A 17,836-nucleotide genomic window follows, 5' to 3' on the forward strand; every position below is an offset into this window, starting at 1 on the left:
TGCAACCTTCCTCATGGCGGACGCCGACATAGAGACGACCAGAGCCCACGGTCCATGCCCGCCGAACAAGAGGAGCAGGATGCGGCCCGACCTCGAACGGGAGTACGTCGAGTACGTGACAGCGCGGTTACCCCGGCTGCACCGTACCGCGTACCTCCTCTGCGCCGACGCCTTCCAGGCGGACGACATCGTCCAGGCGACGCTCACCGCCCTCTACCTCAACTGGAAGCGGGCCGCCGGCGCCGACAACCTCGACGGTTACGTACACCGGATCCTGATGCGCCGATACCTCGACGAGCGGCGGCGCGGCTGGTCGAGGGTGCTGCTCGGGGACCGGCTGCCGGATCTCCCCGTCCCCCCGGAACAGGACTTCGAGGAACGGGACGCGCTCCTGGCGGCGTTGCGTTCGTTGCCCAGGGGCCAGCGCGCGGTCGTGGTGCTGCGCTACTTCGGTGACCTGTCGGTCGAGGCCACCGCGGAGGCTCTCGGCTGCTCGGCGGGCAACGTCAAGAGCCAGTGCGCGCGGGGGCTCGCCGCGCTGCGCGAGGCGCTGGGCCCCGGGCGTCCGGTCACGATCGCACAGGGAGGGAGGGGTCGGCCATGAACGACGAACAGGAACTGCGGGACCGGCTGCGCGCGGTCGAGGTGCCGGCCAGCCGCATCGAGATCGACGGGCTGGTCCGCGCCGGCCGCCGGCGCGCCTTTCGCCGCCGCTCGGTTCAGGGGGCCGGAGGCGTGGCGCTGGCGACAGCCCTGCTGCTCACGACGCCGTCGATCCTGACGACGGCGGGCGCGCGGCCGGACGCGGCCCCGGCCGGCGCCTCGCCGGGCGCGACCAGGTCGCCGGAGCCGGCCGGCACGGACAGCGCCTTGACGGCCTCGGCCGGCCCGTGCCGGCTGAGCGAACTGCCAGTGCCGGCCGGGATGAGAAGGGTCACGGCCACCGGCGTCGACCCCACCGGCCGGTACGTCATCGGCAACGACGTCGTCGGGCAGGACTTCCGGCCGGTCCTGTGGACGGACGGGAAGCCGCAGGCGCTGCCGGTGCCCGGCAAATCGGTCCAGGTGAACGCCGTCAACGCCGCCGGCGTCGCGGTCGGCCTGGTGGAGGACGGGCCACGGGAGTACGTCTTCCGCTACGAGCAGGGTGCCTACTCGCGGCTGCGCACCCCGCCGGGGAACTGGCACGTGTACCCGACCCCCGCGATCAACGCGGCCGGCGACGTCGTCATCAACGCGGAGCCCAGCGGCAACTCCGGCGGCGAGGACAGCATCGTGCTGTTCTGGCGGGCGGGCTCGACGGAAGCGGTGAGGCTGCCGCTGCCGGACGGCGCCAACGCCTACGGCATCACCGACGACGGGACCATCGTCGGCGCGATGTACCAGGACGGCAGGGCGAAGGCGGCGTACGCCTGGGACCAGCAGGGCAGGGGCCGGAAGCTGACGGCGCCGGCCGGCCAGACCGGCGCCGGCTACGCGGCACGGGGCGACTGGGCCACGGGCGGCCTGTGGCCGTCCACATCCGCGGCGCTGTGGAACCTGCGGACCGGCGCGGTCACGCAGCTGACGGCGGACGGTCCCGGCCAGGCGGTCAACGCCTCGGGCTGGGTGGTCGCCGCCGGCACCCTCCTGCGCGACGGCACGGCGGTCGAGCTGCGGGTACCCGCCGGGCAGACCGGCCGGGCCACGGCCGTGTCCGACACGGGGCTGGTCGTGGGGCACGCCCGGACCGCCGGCGACGACGCGCAGATCCTCGGACCGCGCATGTGGCGGTGCTGACGCGACCATGAAACGGTGCGGCCGGCGGGGTGGACCTCCGCCGGCCGCGCCGTCTCCGGATCGCCGCGCCCGCAGGGTCGGGTTCAGCACGGTCGCGGGCCTGATGTCGCAGCGGATCGTCGGGCCCGGGCAGGTGTGGTCCGGCCCGGGCCCGCACCGCTAGCGATGCGAACGGCGGGTGTGGAGCAGGATGGCGATGGTGAGCAGCCCGGCGCCGACGAGACCGGTGGGGCCGAGACGGTCGCCGAGGATCCACGCCGCCAGAACCGTCCCGACGAGCGGTTCCAGCAGCGCCATCAGCGAGGCGGTACCGGCTGAGGTGCTGCGCAGGCCCCGGAAGTAAAGCGTGTAGGCGGCGGCGGTGGGCGCAATGCCCAGGAAAAGCAGCAGGGCGAGGGAAAGCCAACCAGGGTGGAAGCCCATACCGGATGTTCCTGAAGCCAGCGGAGCAAGCATGGCTGCGCCGACGGTGAAGCCGAGCCCGGTCGCGGCGAGGTCGTCGAGGTCCGCGACGGGCCGGGCGCTGACGAAGGTCATGGTGGCGAAGCCGCCCGCCGCCAGCAGTGCCAGTGCGGCTCCGGCCAGCGCACCCGAGGCGCTCCGGACGCCGGACGGTGCGCCGACGAGCAGGACCAGACCGGTCACGGCCAGTGCCAGCGTCGAGAGAACGGACGGACCGATCCGCCGCCGGCCGGTGACCCACTCGGCGATCAGGACCAGGACGGGTGACGCGCCGATGGTGAGCAGGGTGGCGACGCTCACCGAGGTGAACGAGACCGCGGCGAAGAAGCAGGCCTGGAAGAGCGCGGCGAGCATGCCGAGCACGGTGATCCGGGTCCAGGCGGCCCCACCACGCGGCAGCGGCCGCCGCGTCACCACCAGCACGACGACTATGAGGGTGCCGCCGATGGCGAGCCGGTACGCGGCCACCGCCAGCGGCGACAGCCCGGTTTCGAGGGCGAGCAGGCGGCCAGAGGGGCCACCGGCGCCCCACAGCACGCCCGCGGAGGCGAGCAACCACAGGCCGGCGGCGGAACGCCGAGCGGCGGCCACCGGGTGTTCGGAGACAAGCATGAGTAATCGCTCCTGCGACGAGAAGGAATAGGTCGCGGAAGCGGGACGTACCGAACTCAGCGATGCGTGAACCGCGCGTTCAACCCGTGTCACTGCTGAACGCGAGGAGCAGGGCCGTCCCGCTCAGGAGCGCGGCGGCCCGACGATGTCGAAGGTCCGGTGCATGATCCGAGCCTATTGCCGACTCGCCGGCGACGCCATGCATTAGCGGGCGGTGGCCGGCCGGCTCGCCGCCGTCGGCACTCGCGGCTCCCTGAGACCGGGGCGCCGACCCCCGACATGCTCAGCCGGTTGTCCCCGGTGACGGTGCCGTGGTTTCGGCAGCGGGCTCACTGGTCGGCGCCTCGGTTGGTTCGGCCGGAGGTTCGCTGGACGGGGTCCGCGACGTCGCAGAGCCGGTCGCGCCCGGCCGGTCGGTACGCGACGGTGCGGGGCCAGCAGGCGCCGGTTCCGACGTACGGGTCGCCGGCGTACCCGGGTCGCCGTCAGGGGAGGTGTTTCCCGCTGTTGTCGGTGTGTGCGGAGCGTCGCCGCCGCCGGAACCGGGACCCGATCTGCCGACGGTCGGTGTGGGCACACCGGAAGGGCCGGGCGACCACCCTGTGCGGTCGGCGAGCACCACGGCGGCTGCCGCGGTCGCCAGCAGCGCGAGGACAACGCCGGCGACCACACGCCGCAGGCCGTGTGCTCGACGAGGCGGGTCAGCGGGCTCCGGGACCGGGCGAGCCGCCGTGAGGGCGACGGCCGGCGGTCCGGCCGCAGCCGAGGCGGGACGTGTCCGCTCGGCGGCCGACCCGGCGATGACCTGCGCGGTGTCGGCCAGGGCCGCAGCGGTCGGAAATCGACGATCAGGATCCTTGGCCATCGCGGTGGCGATCAGGTCGCGGACAGCCGCCGGGACGTCGTCGGGCAGCGGGGCGGGCTCCTCCTCGAGGCGGCGCAGCGCCACAGCGATGGGGTTGTCACCGGGAAACGGGGGACGACCGGCGAGGCAGTGGTACGCCACCGCTCCGAGCGCGTAGATGTCCACAGCCGGGGTGACGGGGCTCTTGGACAGCTGCTCCGGCGCCATGTAGAGGGCGGTGCCCACCACCTGCTTGGCCGCCGTCAACTGTGTCGCGTCCGGCGACACCGCGATGCCGAAGTCGACGAGGGTGACGCGCCCGTCCGGCTGAACGATCAGGTTGCCCGGCTTGACGTCACGGTGGACCACGTTGACGTCGTGCGCGGCCTGCAGGGCGCGGGCGGTCTGCTCGACGACTGACAGCGTCTCGACGGTGCTGAGCCGGTGGGCCTCGGTGATCCGCTCCGACAGCGGCTGGCCCTCGACGTACGCCATCACGATGTAGGCGAGCCCGGCCGCGCCCGGCTGGCCCGCTTCGCCGTAGTCGTAGACCTCCGCGACTCCGGGATGCCGCAGCGCCGCCATCGCCCGCGCCTCCCGCCGGAAGCGTTCCCGGGCGCTCGCCTCGGTCATCACCCGGCTGTGCAGCACCTTGACGGCCACGTTCCGGTTCAGCGTCTGGTCGACAGCGCGCCACACCTCACCCATGCCGCCGGCGGCGATCCGATCCGTCAGGCGATAGCGGTCGCCGATGAGATCTCCCACGTCTGGCATTCCGGTACCCGTACCCCGGGCGTTCGTCTTTCAAGCCACCACCCCGGGCAGTTGGACTGAGGGCGGGCCGGGCGGTGTGAGATCCATCGCCGGCGGGAAGGCGCGGCTGAGCTGGGGCGTTGCCCGGGACATGCCGGAGACGGATGTGGTGGTTGTCGGGGCCGGACAGGCGGGGCTGTCCAGCGCGTACCACCTGCGTTCCTCCGGTCTCGACTTCGTCGTCCTGGACGCCGACCCGGCGCCCGGCGGGGCCTGGCAGCACCGGTGGCCGACCCTCCGCATGGCGACCGTGCACGGGATCTTCGACCTACCCGGCATGCACTTCACGCCCCCGCCGCCGGACGCACCCGCCGCGGACGCGGTGCCGGCCTACTTCGCCGCGTACGAGCGGGACTTCGGGATCGACGTGCGCCGGCCGGTCGCCGTCACGGCGGTCCGGAACGCCGACGACGGACGACTCCTCGTCGAATCGGACCAGGGCACCTGGACCACCCGGGCGCTGATCAACGCCACCGGAACGTGGACCAGGCCGTTCGTGCCGTACTACCCGGGACAGGAGACGTTCCGCGGGCGGCAGCTGCACACCGCCCACTACCGGGGTCCGGCGGAATTCGCCGGAAAGCGGGTGGTCGTCGTCGGGGGCGGCGCGTCCGCCGTGCAGCTCCTGGTCGAGATCGCCGATGTCGCGGCGACGACGACCTGGGTCACCCGCCGGCCGCCGGTGTTCCGGGACGGGCCGTTCACGCCGGACCGCGGGCGCGAGGTGGTCGCCACGGTGGACGCGCGGGTACGCGCCGGCCTGCCCCCGGGAAGCATCGTCAGCGCGTCCGAGCTGGCGTGGACACCGCAGCTGCGCGAAGCCCGGGAGCGTGGTCTCCTCCGGCGCCGGCCGATGTTCGACCGGATCGTCCCCGGCGGCGTCCGGTGGCGCGACGGCACGGCCCAGGACGTGGACGTCATCCTCTGGTGCACCGGCTTCCGTCCGGCGCTCGACCACCTGGCCCCGCTCCGGCTGCGCGGACCCCGCGGCGGCATCGTGATGGACGGCACCCGGGTGGTCGCCGACCCTCGGATCCACCTGGTCGGCTACGGGCCGTCGGCGAGCACGGTCGGCGCGAACCGTGCCGGGCGGGCAGCCGTCCGCGAGCTGCGGGCGCTCCTGGCGGCACCCGCCCCGGTGTGACCGACCCTCGCGCTGCTGCTGCCCTGTGCCGTATAAGCGGCCCCGGGCATTCCGGCGGACCGGGAGAATGGGCGAGTCATGAACTTCCTGACCATCCTGCCGCTGGCCGTGGTGATGGTCGCCGGGACGCAGTTGGTCGCGGCGGTGCTCCTCGCCTCGGCGAACCGGCCGCGGGCCGCGTCGCTCGGTTATCTCGGCGGCGCCGGAGCCGCGGTCGTCGGCGGGGTGACGCTGAGCTGGCTGGTGACCAGGATGTTCCGTGGCCCCACGGCGGAGGCCGCGACGGACGTCGCCCGGTTCGACAGGACAGCGAGCCGGATCGACTGGGTGGTGCTGGCACTGTTGGTGGTCCTGGCGGTGATCGTCTACCTGCGGCGACGGGAGACCGGCCCGCCGCGATGGGTGGGCCGGCTCCAGCGGGCCGGGCCGAAGGACGCCGTACGGGCCGGGGCGCTGCTCATCATCACCGCCCCGACCGACGATCTGACCATGGCGGCCGTGGGCGCGAGCGCCGCCCGGCACGACCTGGCATGGTGGCACCTGCTGCCGTTCGTCCTGCTGACGCTCGTGCTGCTCGCCCTGCCCCTGCTCACCCTGCTGCTGGCCGGTCGACGCGCGGACCACGCGCTGCCGCGGATCCGGACCTGGGGGAACCGGCACGGCTGGGTGATCAGCGAGGTGGTGATCGCGTTCTTCGCGCTGGTCACGGTGGTCGATCTTGCCGAGGTGACCCGGTAGCGGTGCGCTGCCGCGCGGCTCGGCTCATCGTCGGGCTGCCGCGATGACCGCATCGGAACGCCGCCCACGAGGCGACATTATCGATGTCGATGGATATGGAGCGGCTGTACCGGCGCTGTATCACCGCACTGGAAAGTTTCTCCCGAGTCGACGTACCTGCACACGGACCGACAAGGAGAGATTCATGGCCCGTCTCGCGCGACCGGGAATCGGCAAGAAGGTCGCCACCATAGCGGGGCTGACCGCCGCGCTCACCGCAGCCGGCGGCATCGTCGCCGCACCCGCCTCGGCGGGCATCAGCTGCCCGGTCGGCGCGCACTGCGTCTTCTACTCCGACTTCAGCAGTGCGAAACACGAGTACTTCGTGAGCGACAACGACTTCGCGAACGACTACTTCAACAAGGGCGGTGCCTCGGGCAAGGGCAGCCTCGTGAACAACAACGTGTGGGCGGCCAGCAACTCGACAAGCACCGACTACTACAGCCTCTACTACTACTCGCCCTACAAGTACGGGGGCCTGGTGTTCTGCGTCCAACCGGGCAGCCAGGTCAGCTCGTCACAGCTCAGCAGCAACGGCACCCCGGGCGACGGCGTCGGCCAGCGCGACGAGGCGAGCTCGGTGGACATCCGGTCGCAGGGATGGATCCCCGGCGGATGCTTCTGAGGCGCGGCCGACGATCTGACCGGTCACGAGGTTTGCCGGCGTCGGTTCGTCTCTGGTCCGGCGTCGCGGTCGCGTGCCTGCTCCTGGCGGTGGTCGGTGTCCTGAGGGGCACCGACCGGCCGTCAGGAGCCCCCGCGCGCGCCGGACTGTCTCCGGTTGACCTGCACCAGCTTCCGCCGATCTACCGCCTGACCTACGGCCGGACCGATTCCGGTGCGCGCATCCACGCGGCCCGCCAACAACTGGTGGGTGGCTGCATGGCCCGCCACGGCTTCGCCTATCCGACGGCACCGGCGGCGCCCGCGGCGGGCGGTGAGGAGCTGTGGCCGTTCCCCTTCGGGCTGGAATCGCTGGCGCAGGGCGGTGGAGCGGAGAAGGCGCCGCAGCCGGCAGAGGAACGCCGCGGTGAGCCCTATGTCCGGGCGCTGTACGGCGACCCGGAGAAGCGGCTCACGGCGCGCGGTGGTCAACTGGAGGTGTCCCGGCCCGCGACGGGATGTCTGGCCGAGGCGGACCGGCGGCTTCTGGGGGACGGCCAGATCCGCCGGATGCAGCTGACGCTGCTCCTGCACGAGGCCGAGCAGACCGCACGGAACCGGCTCGACCAGGACGCCGCCTTCCGGGAACTGACCGCGCGCTGGCAGCGCTGCATGACCGGGGCCGGATTCCCCGCACCCGACCCGCGCCAGCTGATGCGATCGCTGCCCGCCGGTGCCGGCACCGCGGCGGCGCCCGCTGCCGAGGCCGACATCCGCTGCAAGCGTGAGGTCGACTACCTGCCCGCGGCCTATACCGGACTGGCGCGGTACCAGCAGGAGATCCTGGACGGTGAGCCGAGTCTGGCCCGCGACTGGGCGATGCTCCAGGAGCGCCAGGACACGGTGGCCCGAAGCGTACTCGAGCCAGGTCCCGGCGCTTCGTCAGCCGCGGCGGGAGGTCGGGTCGCCGGGGGCGCATGACAGGTGGCTCAGGGTCCGGACCCGCTCAGTCTCTCCCGGAGCGGGTGCGGTCCGGTCTGCCCGAGCTCGGTGAGGATCCGCAGCGCGGTGCGCCAGGCCGTCTCCGCCCGGCCGTGGTCACCGGCGGCGTGGTGGCTGTCGCCGAGGCGTTGGAGCACCGCTGCCTCGCTGTGTCGGTCGGCGAGCTGTCGCCACCGGGTCACCGACTCCTGGTACGCGTCGACGGCCGCACTGTGCTCCTCGAGAAGGTGGTGGGCGTAGCCGATGCTGTCCCACGCGAGCGCCGCGCCGTACCGGTCGCCCAGCTCCCGCATGAGCTCCAGCGCCGACTGGCAGGAACGCATCCCGTCGCGGGGACGGCCGAGGACGCACTGGTACCAGCCGACCGCGTTGAGGGACTTGGCCTGCCCCGAGCGGCTGCCCGCGGCCCGGAACAGCTCGAGCGAGCGTTCGGCGTCCCGCAACGCCTCCTCCTGGCGGTCCTCGCGTTCGAACAGCAGTGCCCGGTTCAGATGGCTGTGCCCGCGACCGACGTCGTCGCCCACCGAGTCGAACAGGTCGATGGCCCGCTCGTAGTGCGCGTGGGCCTCGTCGTGCCGGCCCAACCAGGTCTCGGCTCCGGCGAGGCAGTGCAGTGAGTGCGCCTGCGCGAGCGGGTCGCGCAGGCGCACCGTGGCCGAGACGCCGAGGGCCAGGAGCGCGGCGCACTCCTCCCAGAGCCCGCACCGGTCCAGGTAGGTGAAGAGCGACCACGCCAGCCGCCAGGTGTGGGTGTCGTGCCCCGCCGCCGCGGCGTGCTGCGTCGCGGCGAGCAGCGCGGGAAGCTCGGCGCCGAACCAGGCCAGCGCCGACTCATGGTCGGTGATCGCGGCGCGGGTGACGCCGGCCGCTGCCGGCGGCAGGGCGACCGGGTGGCGGTGCGGGTAGAGCAGCAGCGCGCCGGTGTACGCGGAGTGCACGTAGTGGTCGAGCATCCGCACGGTGGCGGCGTGCCGCTCGTGGTCTCCGTCAGCCGCGTACGCCAGCTCGAGGGCGTAGGCGTGCAGCAGGTTGTGGGCGGTGTGGAGGTCGGGCGATCGCTCGACGACCAGGTGCGAGTCGACCAGCTCGCCGAGCAGCGGGCGGACCTGTGTTTGGGACGTGCCGGCGAGGCTCGCCAGGGCCGGCGTGGAGACGTCCGGGCGTGGGTGCTGTCCGAGCAGCCGGAACAGCCGGGCCGCGCCCGGGCTGAGGCCCTGATACGACCAGGAGAAGACCGCCCGTACATCCGTGACCGGGTCGCCGTTGGTGAATCCGCTCAGGCCGTCGCCGACGTCGGCGAGCTCGGCCGCGAGTACGGACAACGGAGCCCGTGGGCGCGCGGCGGCGCGGGCGGAGACGACGGCCAACGCCAGTGGCAGCTGACCCGACCGCGCGATGATCTCATTTGCCGCGTCGGGTTCGGCGAGCACGCGTGCGACGCCGATGCGGTGGGCGATGAGGTCACGCGCCTCAGCCGGCTCGAGCGGGTCGAGGGGGACCAGGCGAGCATTGTGGGACGTGACGAGCGCGGACAGCTGGTGCCGACTGGTCACGAGTGCGAAGCAGCCGGCCGCACCGGGCAGCAGTGGGCGGACCTGTTCGGCGTTCCGCGCGTTGTCGAGCAGCACCAGCACCCGCCTGTCGGCGAGGAGGCTGCGATAGAGGCGGGAGCGCGCCTCCAGGCCGTGAGGGATCATCTCCGGCGTCACCCCGAAGGCGTCCAGGAACCCGCCCAGCGCCTCGGCCGGGTCCGTCGCGTCGCCGGCCGGGTCGAAGCCGCGCAGGTTCACGTACAGCTGGCCGTCGGGGAACTGGTGGGCGGCCCCGTGTGCCCAGTGCACCGCCAGCGACGTCTTGCCGACGCCGGCCATGCCCGTGACGACGGCGACCGCGACCGGCGCGGCAGCCACCGGGTCCGGGGCTGGAAGCAGCTCGTCCAGGTCCTTGAGCGAGGCCTCACGGCCGGCGAAGCCGGAGACGTCGGCCAGCAACTCCCGTGGCACCGGCCTCGCGGAGTCACGTCCCACCGCGAGAGCCGTCGGGGGCGAGGTCACCGGTCCGGGTGTGGCGAGCCGCGCGTCGTGCCGGAGGATCTGCTCGTGCAGGCGGCGGAGTTCGGGACCCGGTTCGACGCCGAGCTGCTCCCCGAACCGGACCCGCGCGTCGTGAAAGGCCCGCAGCGCCTCCGCCTGGCGCCCCGCCCCGTAGAGCGCGCGCATCAGCGCGGCCACCATGCTCTCCCGGAACGGGTGCGCCCGGACGAGATCGAGGAGCACGTTGATCACGGCGGTCGACCGCCCGAGGGTGAACTCCGCGCCCGCCCACAGCTCGTACGCCGCGAGCCGCTCCTCCTCGAGCCGCGCCGCTTCGTTCGCCAGCTCGCCGCAGTCGCCGAACTCGGCGTACGCCTCCCCGTGCCACAGGTCCAGCGCGGCGCGCAGCACGCGGCTGGCCCGTTCCGGGTCACCGTCGGCGAGCGCCGCGCCGCCGGCCGCGGCTCCGCTCCGGAACTGGGCGACGTCGAAGTCGCCCCCGGTCAGGATCGCGTAGCCACCCGACCGGCTCGGAAGCCGTTCGGCGCCGACGGCGCCGCGCAGCCGGTGCACGTACTGGTGGAGGTTGCGTCGCGCGGACGGCGGCTCCGGCCCATGCCACACCATGCTGAGCAACCATTCCGTGGTCACCGGCTGGTCTGCCCTCGACAGGAGCGCCGCCAGCATGAGCCGGGGCTTGTACGCGGCCCCGATGGGCACGGGTTCGTCTCCACGCATCACGCGCAGCGGCCCCAACGTCTGGAATCGCATCGGCCCCCGCTCATCGGCGCACGTTGATCAGAATACAGGGGCTGCGGCACGGGTGGAGCGGCCCGCCGACGCCTGCTCGGTCCGCGGCGAAGCCCGTCTGTCGCGAGCGCGGGGGCGCGGGACGCGAGCCGGAGACACCGGCGGCCAGGCGGCTCGCGGCCGTCGCGTCAGGGCCGGTCGAGGCTGCGGTCGCCGGAGCGCAGCGCGACCTCGCGCGCCTCCCGGGCCCGGGCCGCTCCGCCCGGCAGGTCACCGCCGCGGATGGCGACCCGGGCCAGGCTGTACCGGGCCTCCACCTCGCCCGCCGGGTTGGCCGCCCGGGCGCGCTCGATCTCGGCCTCGCCCATGCGCACCACGGCGTCGCTGTCACCCCGGCGGAACGCCGAGCGCACCATGTCAGTGAAGGTCACGGCTCACCGCCCGCGTACGCACCCAGTCGAGGACGGGCTGGGCGACCTCACGCCAACCGCTGTCGAAGACGAGGGAGTGGCCGCGATCGCCGAACGCCCGGTACTCGGTGTTGTCGCCCGGACGGTAGAGCTCGGCCGCCTGCCGCGCCACCACCTCGGGGATGGTGTGATCCCGGCCGCCGCCGACGATCAGCAGCGGCCCCCGGCGGCGGTCGTCGAGGTCGACGGCGACCGGCGACGCCGGGTCCTTCTTCGCCGCGGTCAGGTCGAAGATCGGCCGGCCCGGGCCGGGGATCGCCCATCGGTCGTAGAGCTGGTCGGACTCCTCCCGGCTGACCGCGTTGCCGAAGGCGTACCGGAACTGGCGGCGGCTCAGCATCACCGCGCGGTCGCGGTTGGCCTTGCGGTACAGCACCGGCAGCGCCGACCAGACCTGCGAGAACGGCAGCGCCTTCACGCCCTTGATCGGAGCCGGGTCGATCGCGACCGCGGCGCGGGCGACGCCTGAGGCGAGCAGCTTCTGGGCGATGAGACCGCCGAACGAGTGCCCGATCACGATCGGGGGCTCGCCGAGCCGCGCGATCCGCGCGAAGTGATCGGCGACCTCGCGGACGCCGTGACCGGCGACACGCTGCGGCTGCTGTCGGGTCTGGGCAACGGTCTCGCCGTCACCCGGCCAGCCCGGCGCCTCCGCCTCGAACCCGGCCGAGCGGAAGAGGTCGAGCCACGGATCCCAGGCGCGGGCGTGGATCCAGAGGCCGTGCACGAAGAGGACGCGAGTCGCCACGAAGTACTCCCAAGAGCAAGAGAAAGAACGGTCGTTCTTCCAGGAGGCCGAACACTAGCCGCACTGTCGACGGCTCGGCAAGTTATCCGCATCACGAGAGAAAGAACGGTCGGTATCGCGGGTAGGATGGAGCCATGGCGAGCACCAGAGGATCAGCGCCCCGCGACCAGCTCCTCGCGACGGCGAGCCGGCTGTTCTACAGCGACGGCATCAACAGCGTCGGGATCGATCGTGTCCTCCAGGAGGCCCGGGTCACCCGCGCCACCCTCTACCGGCATTTCGCCGGCAAGGAGGCGCTCGTCGTGGCGTACCTCGACCGCGAGGACCAGATGATCCGGTCACTCTGGGACGAAGGGCTCGGCCGGGCCGTCTCCGCCGACCACGCACTGGAGCTGGCCATCGAAGGGATCGCCGAGGACGCCTACCGGCACCACACGCGCGGTTGCCCGTTCATCAAGGCTGCCGGCGAGTTCCCCGACCCCGGCAGCCCGGTGCGGCAGGTGATCAACAAGCACCGCGCCTGGTTCCATGCCGAGTTGCGGCGCCTGCTCGCCGATGCCGGCCGTGACGACGTGGACGCCAGGGCCGAGACCCTCGCCATGCTGCGCGACGCCCTCATGATCGGCTGCTTTCTCGACGATCCGGACATCACCCGCCGCGCGTTCGTCCGCAACGCGCGCCAGGTGGCCGGCCTGCGCTGAGCGAAGGGTCGCCGCGCCAGGAGGCGCGCGGGACGGTCCCCGCCGTCTCGCTGATCGCACCCGGCCACTCTGCCGTCACTGTTAGCGTTCAGCGGTGCCCGCAGGTCCCGAGGAGGCCCGGCAGAGCGGCCCGGAGCCCCAGCTCGCCGACACCGGTCGGCTGGCGGCGTTCAGCGACGGTGTCTTCGCCATCGTCATCACCCTGCTCGTGCTGGACCTCCGGGTGCCGGAATACCACGAAGGCGAGCTGCTGGCATCGCTCGGCAGGGAGGCCCCGGCCTACCTGGCGTTCGTGGTGTCCTTCATCTACATCGGCGTCCTCTGGCTCAACCACCACGCACTGCTCCGGCTGGTCCGCGGCACCACCCTCGCACTCAACTGGATCAACATCGCCATCCTGTTCGGCGTAGTGATCATCCCGTTTCCGACCGCCGTCCTGGCCTCGGCGCTCGTCGCCGGCGACACCGACGACCTGCGGGTGGCCGTCGTCATGTACGCGCTCGCCGCCGCGCTGATGTCGGCACCCTGGCTGGTGTTCTTCGGCTACCTACGCCGCCATCCGGCGCTGCGCGCGACCCACATCGACCAGGACCACGTTCGCGCGCAGGAGGCTCGCCCGATCACCGGTCTCGTTCTCTACGGATTGACCGGGCTGCTCGCGCTGTTCGTGAACCCGCTCGTCGGCCTCCTCGGCATCATCGTGATGATCATCTATCACGGTGTCACCAGCGAAGGCCTCCCCGGACGGCGAAGGACCGCACCGCCGAGGAACTGACAGCGGCGTTCCTCGCCGTGACAGACCGATCAGTGGCGGTGGACCCGGCAGGTGACCGCCGCCTCTGGTGACTGCGGTGCGGCAGCGGGTTCGGCCGGCCCGGCGTCAGGCGGAGCCGGCCAGCCCGTGGAGACCGAGGAGACCCGGGACCGGGACATGGCCGAGTGCGCGGCCGGTGGCGGGATCGTGCCAGCTCACCGCGTCCCGCTGGCCCACGTAGAGTCGGCTGCCGTCGCGGCTCGGCACGAGACCGGAGACCGGCTCGCGTACCTGCCAGTCCAGCCTCCCGGTCAGGCGGGTGAGATCGACTGCCCGGACCGTCGTACCGGCGGCCAGGAAGAGGCGGTCGGCACTTGCGGCGGCGTGTGCGGCGCCCGTGCCGCGGGCCTGCGGAACGGTCCGGCGTACCGTCAGTTCCTCGGTGGAGATGTCCGCGACGGTGCCCGACGAGACGTCGGTGACGAGGAGCCGTGCTCCGTCGGGGCTCATCGCCATGGCGTGGCCGGCCGCGGTCGCCTCGCCGAACGGGTGCGGCAGGTCGATGCAGTACGCCCAGCGCTCCCGCAGGTGCAGGGTGTGGACGAACGCGTGCGCGTTGCCGGGCCGACCGCTGACCAGGTCCCGGGTGTGCTGGTGGCCGGGCTGGTGGGTGTAGAGCGTGTAGAGGACGGTGCGGTCCGGGGCGAGCACCGCCTGGCGCCCGTCGCCGCGCATCTCCTCCTCGGCGCCGGGCGGCACCGCCGCCTTGTCGCGGGTGGACAGCGGGCCGGGCGTGCCGGTGGCCAGGTCGACGACCCGGACCCGGTAGCGGTCGGGCGCGGTCGCCGGGAGCCACTCGAGGACGAACAGCCCCGTGCGGTCCGCGGTGAACGCCTCCGGAACGACGTTGCCCCGCAGGTCCACACGGTGGCGCACCCCGTTGACGTCGGCGACCAGCACCGGCGTCGTCTCCCGCCCCGGTGGGCGACCGCCGTTCACCGTCACGCCGGTCGGGGTGAGCGCCACCCCGGTGCCCTCGGCCGAGACCGCCTGCGGCACCCACCGTCCGGGCAGCACGGCCTTCGCTGAGGTGTCGCCGGTCGGGGTGTGGATCCGCCAGCAGGCGGTGTCCGGGCCCTCGGGAGCGCTGGCGAACACCCACGTGCCGTCCGCGGTGGCCACCGCGCGGGGGATCGTCCGCCGGTCGGTCCCGCGCAGCAGGCCCAGCCCCGCGTCGACCTGGACGAGCAACGGATCGGGAACGGTGACGGCCGGTGTGGCGGTCCGGCCCCGGGCCGGCTCGCAACCGGCCAGCGCGGCGGCGCCGGCCCCGGCGAGCAGGGTCAGGATGCGGCGACGCGAGATGGTGACGGTCATGCCCGGGTGACACCCTCGAGGCCGTCGAAGTTCCGTGCCACGACGGTGGAACCCGCGCGGCGCGACCGGTGTCATGAGGGTGATCGAAGCGGAGGTCTCCACTGGACGACGACGAGCTTGTGACCCGCGCTCGCGCCGGTGACCTGGAGGGGTACGAACTCCTGGTCGCCCGGCACACCGCGTCCGCGTACCGGACGGCGGTGCTGCTCGGCGCGGGTTCGGACGCGGAGGACGTCATCCAGGAGGCGTTCGTGAAGGGCTTCCGCAACCTGTCCCGTTACCGCGGCGAGTCGTCCTTCCGGTCGTGGCTGCTCGCGATCGTCGCCAACGAGACCCGCAACCTGCACCGGTCCCGCAGCCGCCGCGACGGCCTCGTCCTGCGGGCCGCGACGGCGGATCCGGGGTCGGCGGTCGGCGAGGACGGCGCGGTCGGCGGGGTGCTCGCCGCCGAGCGCCGGGCCGCGCTGGTGGCGGCGCTGCGTCAGCTGCCGGTGAAGGACCGCGAGGTGATCGTGTGCCGGTTCCTTCTCGACCTGACCGAGGAGGAGACGGTGACGACGCTCGGCTGGCCCAGGGGCACGGTGAAGTCACGGACCTACCGGGCGCTGGCCAAGCTGCGCGGCCTGCTCGACCGCGAGGAGGTGCGCCGTGGATGACCTCGAACGCGAGCTGCGGGACCTCGCCACCTGGCTGGAGACACCCGACGTCCCCGACGTGACCGCCCGGGTCCGCGCCCGGCTCAGCACGCCGGCACGCCGGCGACGCCGCTGGCGCCACTGGCTCGCCGCGGCACTGGCGGCCCTGCTCGTCGCGCTGCTGCCACCGGGGCGGGCCGCCATCGCCGACGCCGTGGCGGGACTGCTGCGCTTCTCGGGGATCGTCATCGACACCACACCGGCGCCGCTGCGGCCCACCGGCGTGCCGTCGCCGTTGCCGGCGCAGACGCCCGCATCCCATGCCGAGGCGCAGCGGCACCTGCGCTTCCCGATCCGCGTACCGGCCGAGCTCGGCGCCCCGGAGCAGGTGCTGGTCGCCGACCCGGACGGCACCGGGGCGTACCGGGTGGTGACGCTGCTCTACCGCGGCGGTGACCTGCGCCTCGACGCCTTCGACGGTCACCTCGACCCGGTCTTCCACAAGCAGCTCGGTGGGCCGGGTGTGGAGTGGGTGGAGGTCGACGGCGACTTCGCCGTCTGGATCGGCGGCCCGCACGAGCTGGCCTACGTCGACCGCACCGGCAAGGTCCGCGTGGAGACCGCGCGCCTCGCCGCGGCCACGCTGATCTGGGAGGACGCCGGTGTCAGCTACCGGCTGGAAGGCGATCTCACCCGCGACGAGGCGATCGGGATCGCCGCGTCCCTGGACTAGGCGCGTATCGCGCCAGGCGACAGCGGTCGCCGCCGGGGGAGGAACCTGAGCTGCCCCACCGGTGTCGTCAGGGCACGGGTGCCGCCGGCCGGCACCGACCTCGGTCCGGAGGTGCGGGATGGGTTCCTGGAGCAGGCTCCTGCTGGCGTCGGTGGTCCTGCTGACGGGCTGCACCACCGCGGGGCGGTCCGCCACGCCGGCCTCCCCGTCGGTGAGCGCGACCGGCTGTGCGGCCCGGGTCGAGGCGGGCCGGCTGCCCGACTGGGCGGACGCCGGGTTCAGCGGGGACGCCCGCGTCCCGCACGTGTTCGGTGCGCAGGGCGAGATCGTCGCCGTGCTGTTCGGTCAGCCGTTGACGGTCGGCCGGACCGAGGGGCCCGCCAACAAGATCCTCTGGGTGGCCCGGCCGGCGGCGACGCCGTCGGCCGACCCGGCCTCGCCGGCCGCCCTCGTCATCACCGCGACGCTGGACGGCACCACGACCCGGGTGACCCGGGAGGTCACCGGCGGCCCCGGCCCGTCCATCGTCGACCTGCCGCGGGCCGGCTGCTGGCACCTCGACCTCAGCTGGTCCGGACGCACCGACACCATGGACCTCGTCTACGCCGCCGCCTGACCACGGGTGCGTTCCCGACCGGACCCGCGGCGCGACCTCCGTGCGTTGACCTGGCAGCGCCCTCCCGGACGCCGAGTTCGCCGCCGCGCCGGCCAGGATTCACGGGCGTCGCCGGGTCCGGGCCGGCCCCGGGCGTGCCCTCGCGGCGCATCGTGCATGTCCGGCAGGTTCGCAGGGTATTCGGTGGTGGTGACCACACCTGAGCAGAGACGGCAGCAGGAGGACGCGCTCGAGACCGGCGCGGAGTATCAGGACGCCGAGGGGCGTCGCACCAGGGACGCGGCCGCGGGTGCCGCGCACGCCGACAGTGAGGCCGACCGCAACGCCGAGCACCTGAGGCGCGGCGAGGTCGGTCCGGGCGTACCGGAGGAGTAGGCCCTCCCGGTCGGGCTGCTGGAGTGCCGCCCCGGGGAGTGCGACGATGGCTGTCACGATGCCGGCATCCGGACGGAGGACGGTCATGGCGCGGGACAGCGAGCGACCGGCGCGGCCGGCGGGACCCCACCGCCTCCACGACGTCCGTCTGCACCTCCTCGCCGTGGTGATCTTCGGGCTGCTCGCCTGGTCGGGGATCGACGGGCTCGACCGTGAGGTGGCCGGGCTGGCCGTGCCCTCGCTGATCGTCGGGTCGGCCGGCGTCGTCCGGGCGATCCTGGCGGTCGCCGGAATCCTGCCGGCCATCCGGCCGGCGGTCCGGGCGTGCCTGGTGCTGGCCGCCGTGGTCGCCCTGACGACCGGGTACGTCCTCGCCCCGAGCGGGATGGACCGGGGCTTCGTCATCGCGGTGGACGCCGTGCTCGCCGGCGCGCTGGCCGCCTACGCGTTCCTGGGCGAGCCGCCGCGCGCGGTCGCCGGGATCCGGTGACCCCGCCGGCCGGCCCGCCCGGACCCGGTCGATCCCAGGAGCCACGAAATCCTCCCGCCGGAAGCGGATCCGCCGCCGCTCCTCGGCGTTCGGCGTGCACCAGTGCCCCCGGCGGTGA

Annotated in this window: 19 protein-coding genes; 13 read left to right on the forward strand and 6 right to left on the reverse strand. The window is 73.4% G+C overall.

Annotated features, from left to right (window positions below; genetic code table 11):
• Positions 1-79 precede the first annotated feature (79 nt).
• Both ACW0Q9_RS10125 and ACW0Q9_RS10130 read left to right on the forward strand, forming a co-directional pair.
• Positions 80-604, forward strand: coding sequence for a SigE family RNA polymerase sigma factor (locus ACW0Q9_RS10125; protein WP_456179910.1), 525 nt, complete (start codon positions 80-82; stop codon positions 602-604).
• Complete coding sequence (locus tag ACW0Q9_RS10130) at positions 601-1,779, forward strand: hypothetical protein (protein ID WP_456179912.1); 1,179 nt, start codon at positions 601-603, stop codon at positions 1,777-1,779. Before ACW0Q9_RS10125 ends, ACW0Q9_RS10130 begins: the two co-directional genes overlap by 4 nt.
• A gap of 159 nt (positions 1,780-1,938) precedes the next feature.
• Here the strand turns inward: ACW0Q9_RS10130 and ACW0Q9_RS10135 are convergent, their stop codons facing one another.
• Both ACW0Q9_RS10135 and ACW0Q9_RS10140 read right to left on the reverse strand, forming a co-directional pair.
• Positions 1,939-2,946, reverse strand: coding sequence for a DMT family transporter (locus ACW0Q9_RS10135; RefSeq protein WP_456179914.1), 1,008 nt, complete (start codon positions 2,944-2,946; stop codon positions 1,939-1,941).
• 190 nt (positions 2,947-3,136) lie between these two features.
• Positions 3,137-4,462, reverse strand: a complete 1,326-nt coding sequence (locus ACW0Q9_RS10140) for a protein kinase domain-containing protein (RefSeq protein ID WP_456179916.1) — start codon at positions 4,460-4,462, stop codon at positions 3,137-3,139.
• An 85-nt stretch (positions 4,463-4,547) separates the two neighbouring features.
• Here ACW0Q9_RS10140 and ACW0Q9_RS10145 point away from each other — a divergent pair, with 85 nt between their 5' ends.
• The 4 genes from ACW0Q9_RS10145 (at position 4,548) to ACW0Q9_RS10160 (ending at position 8,015) form a co-directional block, all read left to right on the forward strand.
• Complete coding sequence (locus ACW0Q9_RS10145) at positions 4,548-5,654, forward strand: FAD-dependent oxidoreductase (protein WP_456179918.1); 1,107 nt, start codon at positions 4,548-4,550, stop codon at positions 5,652-5,654.
• 78 nt (positions 5,655-5,732) lie between these two features.
• Positions 5,733-6,392: a GAP family protein gene (locus tag ACW0Q9_RS10150; RefSeq protein WP_456179920.1), complete on the forward strand. Its 660-nt coding sequence runs from the start codon at positions 5,733-5,735 to the stop codon at positions 6,390-6,392.
• Positions 6,393-6,576: 184 nt separating this feature from the next.
• Positions 6,577-7,056 carry a hypothetical protein gene (locus tag ACW0Q9_RS10155; protein WP_456179922.1) on the forward strand — a complete coding sequence of 160 codons (480 nt, stop codon included), beginning with the start codon at positions 6,577-6,579 and terminating at the stop codon, positions 7,054-7,056.
• 89 nt (positions 7,057-7,145) lie between these two features.
• The gene (locus tag ACW0Q9_RS10160) at positions 7,146-8,015 is read left to right on the forward strand and encodes a hypothetical protein (RefSeq protein WP_456179924.1); all 870 of its coding nucleotides are present in this window, start codon (positions 7,146-7,148) and stop codon (positions 8,013-8,015) included.
• An 8-nt stretch (positions 8,016-8,023) separates the two neighbouring features.
• Here the strand turns inward: ACW0Q9_RS10160 and ACW0Q9_RS10165 are convergent, their stop codons facing one another.
• The 3 genes from ACW0Q9_RS10165 to ACW0Q9_RS10175 all read right to left on the reverse strand — a co-directional run bounded on the left by ACW0Q9_RS10165 (position 8,024) and on the right by ACW0Q9_RS10175 (position 12,037).
• Entirely contained in the window at positions 8,024-10,789 is a 2,766-nt protein-coding gene (locus tag ACW0Q9_RS10165; protein ID WP_456179926.1) for an AfsR/SARP family transcriptional regulator, read from the reverse strand.
• Positions 10,790-11,007: 218 nt separating this feature from the next.
• Positions 11,008-11,250, reverse strand: a complete 243-nt coding sequence (locus tag ACW0Q9_RS10170; protein WP_456179928.1) for a hypothetical protein — start codon at positions 11,248-11,250, stop codon at positions 11,008-11,010.
• Positions 11,237-12,037, reverse strand: a complete 801-nt coding sequence (locus ACW0Q9_RS10175) for an alpha/beta hydrolase (RefSeq protein ID WP_456179930.1) — start codon at positions 12,035-12,037, stop codon at positions 11,237-11,239. Before ACW0Q9_RS10175 ends, ACW0Q9_RS10170 begins: the two co-directional genes overlap by 14 nt.
• A gap of 134 nt (positions 12,038-12,171) precedes the next feature.
• Between ACW0Q9_RS10175 and ACW0Q9_RS10180 the strand changes: the two genes are divergently transcribed.
• Positions 12,172-12,738, forward strand: a complete 567-nt coding sequence (locus ACW0Q9_RS10180) for a TetR/AcrR family transcriptional regulator (RefSeq protein ID WP_456179932.1) — start codon at positions 12,172-12,174, stop codon at positions 12,736-12,738.
• Between the two features lie 94 nt (positions 12,739-12,832).
• Positions 12,833-13,513, forward strand: a complete 681-nt coding sequence (locus ACW0Q9_RS10185; RefSeq protein ID WP_456179934.1) for a TMEM175 family protein — start codon at positions 12,833-12,835, stop codon at positions 13,511-13,513.
• A gap of 105 nt (positions 13,514-13,618) precedes the next feature.
• On the opposite strand, the gene ACW0Q9_RS10190 is transcribed toward ACW0Q9_RS10185, so the two are convergent.
• On the reverse strand, positions 13,619-14,869 hold the full coding sequence (locus ACW0Q9_RS10190; RefSeq protein ID WP_456179936.1) for a YncE family protein: 1,251 nt from the start codon (positions 14,867-14,869) through the stop codon (positions 13,619-13,621).
• 119 nt (positions 14,870-14,988) lie between these two features.
• Between ACW0Q9_RS10190 and ACW0Q9_RS10195 the strand changes: the two genes are divergently transcribed.
• The 5 genes from ACW0Q9_RS10195 (at position 14,989) to ACW0Q9_RS10215 (ending at position 17,718) form a co-directional block, all read left to right on the forward strand.
• Positions 14,989-15,525, forward strand: coding sequence for an RNA polymerase sigma factor (locus ACW0Q9_RS10195; protein ID WP_456179938.1), 537 nt, complete (start codon positions 14,989-14,991; stop codon positions 15,523-15,525).
• Positions 15,518-16,237, forward strand: coding sequence for a hypothetical protein (locus ACW0Q9_RS10200; RefSeq protein WP_456179940.1), 720 nt, complete (start codon positions 15,518-15,520; stop codon positions 16,235-16,237). Before ACW0Q9_RS10195 ends, ACW0Q9_RS10200 begins: the two co-directional genes overlap by 8 nt.
• Before the next feature lie 118 nt (positions 16,238-16,355).
• Entirely contained in the window at positions 16,356-16,853 is a 498-nt protein-coding gene (locus ACW0Q9_RS10205; protein ID WP_456179942.1) for a hypothetical protein, read from the forward strand.
• A 189-nt stretch (positions 16,854-17,042) separates the two neighbouring features.
• Positions 17,043-17,228, forward strand: coding sequence for a ribonuclease (locus tag ACW0Q9_RS10210; protein WP_456179944.1), 186 nt, complete (start codon positions 17,043-17,045; stop codon positions 17,226-17,228).
• Positions 17,229-17,313: 85 nt separating this feature from the next.
• Positions 17,314-17,718 (forward strand): hypothetical protein, encoded by a 405-nt coding sequence (locus tag ACW0Q9_RS10215; RefSeq protein WP_456179946.1) that lies wholly within the window; start codon positions 17,314-17,316, stop codon positions 17,716-17,718.
• Positions 17,719-17,836 lie beyond the last annotated feature (118 nt).

Source organism: Micromonospora sp. I033 (assembly GCF_053890995.1).

What these genes read in the sequence shown, in the direction of transcription:
- ACW0Q9_RS10150 (WP_456179920.1), top strand. Translation starts at nt 5,733, where the DNA reads ATGAACTTCCTGACCATCCTGCCGCTGGCCGTGGTGATGGTCGCCGGG.
- ACW0Q9_RS10190 (WP_456179936.1), bottom strand. Translation starts at nt 14,869, where the DNA reads ATGACCGTCACCATCTCGCGTCGCCGCATCCTGACCCTGCTCGCCGGG.
- ACW0Q9_RS10215 (WP_456179946.1), top strand. Translation starts at nt 17,314, where the DNA reads ATGGCGCGGGACAGCGAGCGACCGGCGCGGCCGGCGGGACCCCACCGC.
- ACW0Q9_RS10180 (WP_456179932.1), top strand. Translation starts at nt 12,172, where the DNA reads ATGGCGAGCACCAGAGGATCAGCGCCCCGCGACCAGCTCCTCGCGACG.
- ACW0Q9_RS10205 (WP_456179942.1), top strand. Translation starts at nt 16,356, where the DNA reads ATGGGTTCCTGGAGCAGGCTCCTGCTGGCGTCGGTGGTCCTGCTGACG.
- ACW0Q9_RS10155 (WP_456179922.1), top strand. Translation starts at nt 6,577, where the DNA reads ATGGCCCGTCTCGCGCGACCGGGAATCGGCAAGAAGGTCGCCACCATA.
- ACW0Q9_RS10125 (WP_456179910.1), top strand. Translation starts at nt 80, where the DNA reads ATGCGGCCCGACCTCGAACGGGAGTACGTCGAGTACGTGACAGCGCGG.
- ACW0Q9_RS10130 (WP_456179912.1), top strand. Translation starts at nt 601, where the DNA reads ATGAACGACGAACAGGAACTGCGGGACCGGCTGCGCGCGGTCGAGGTG.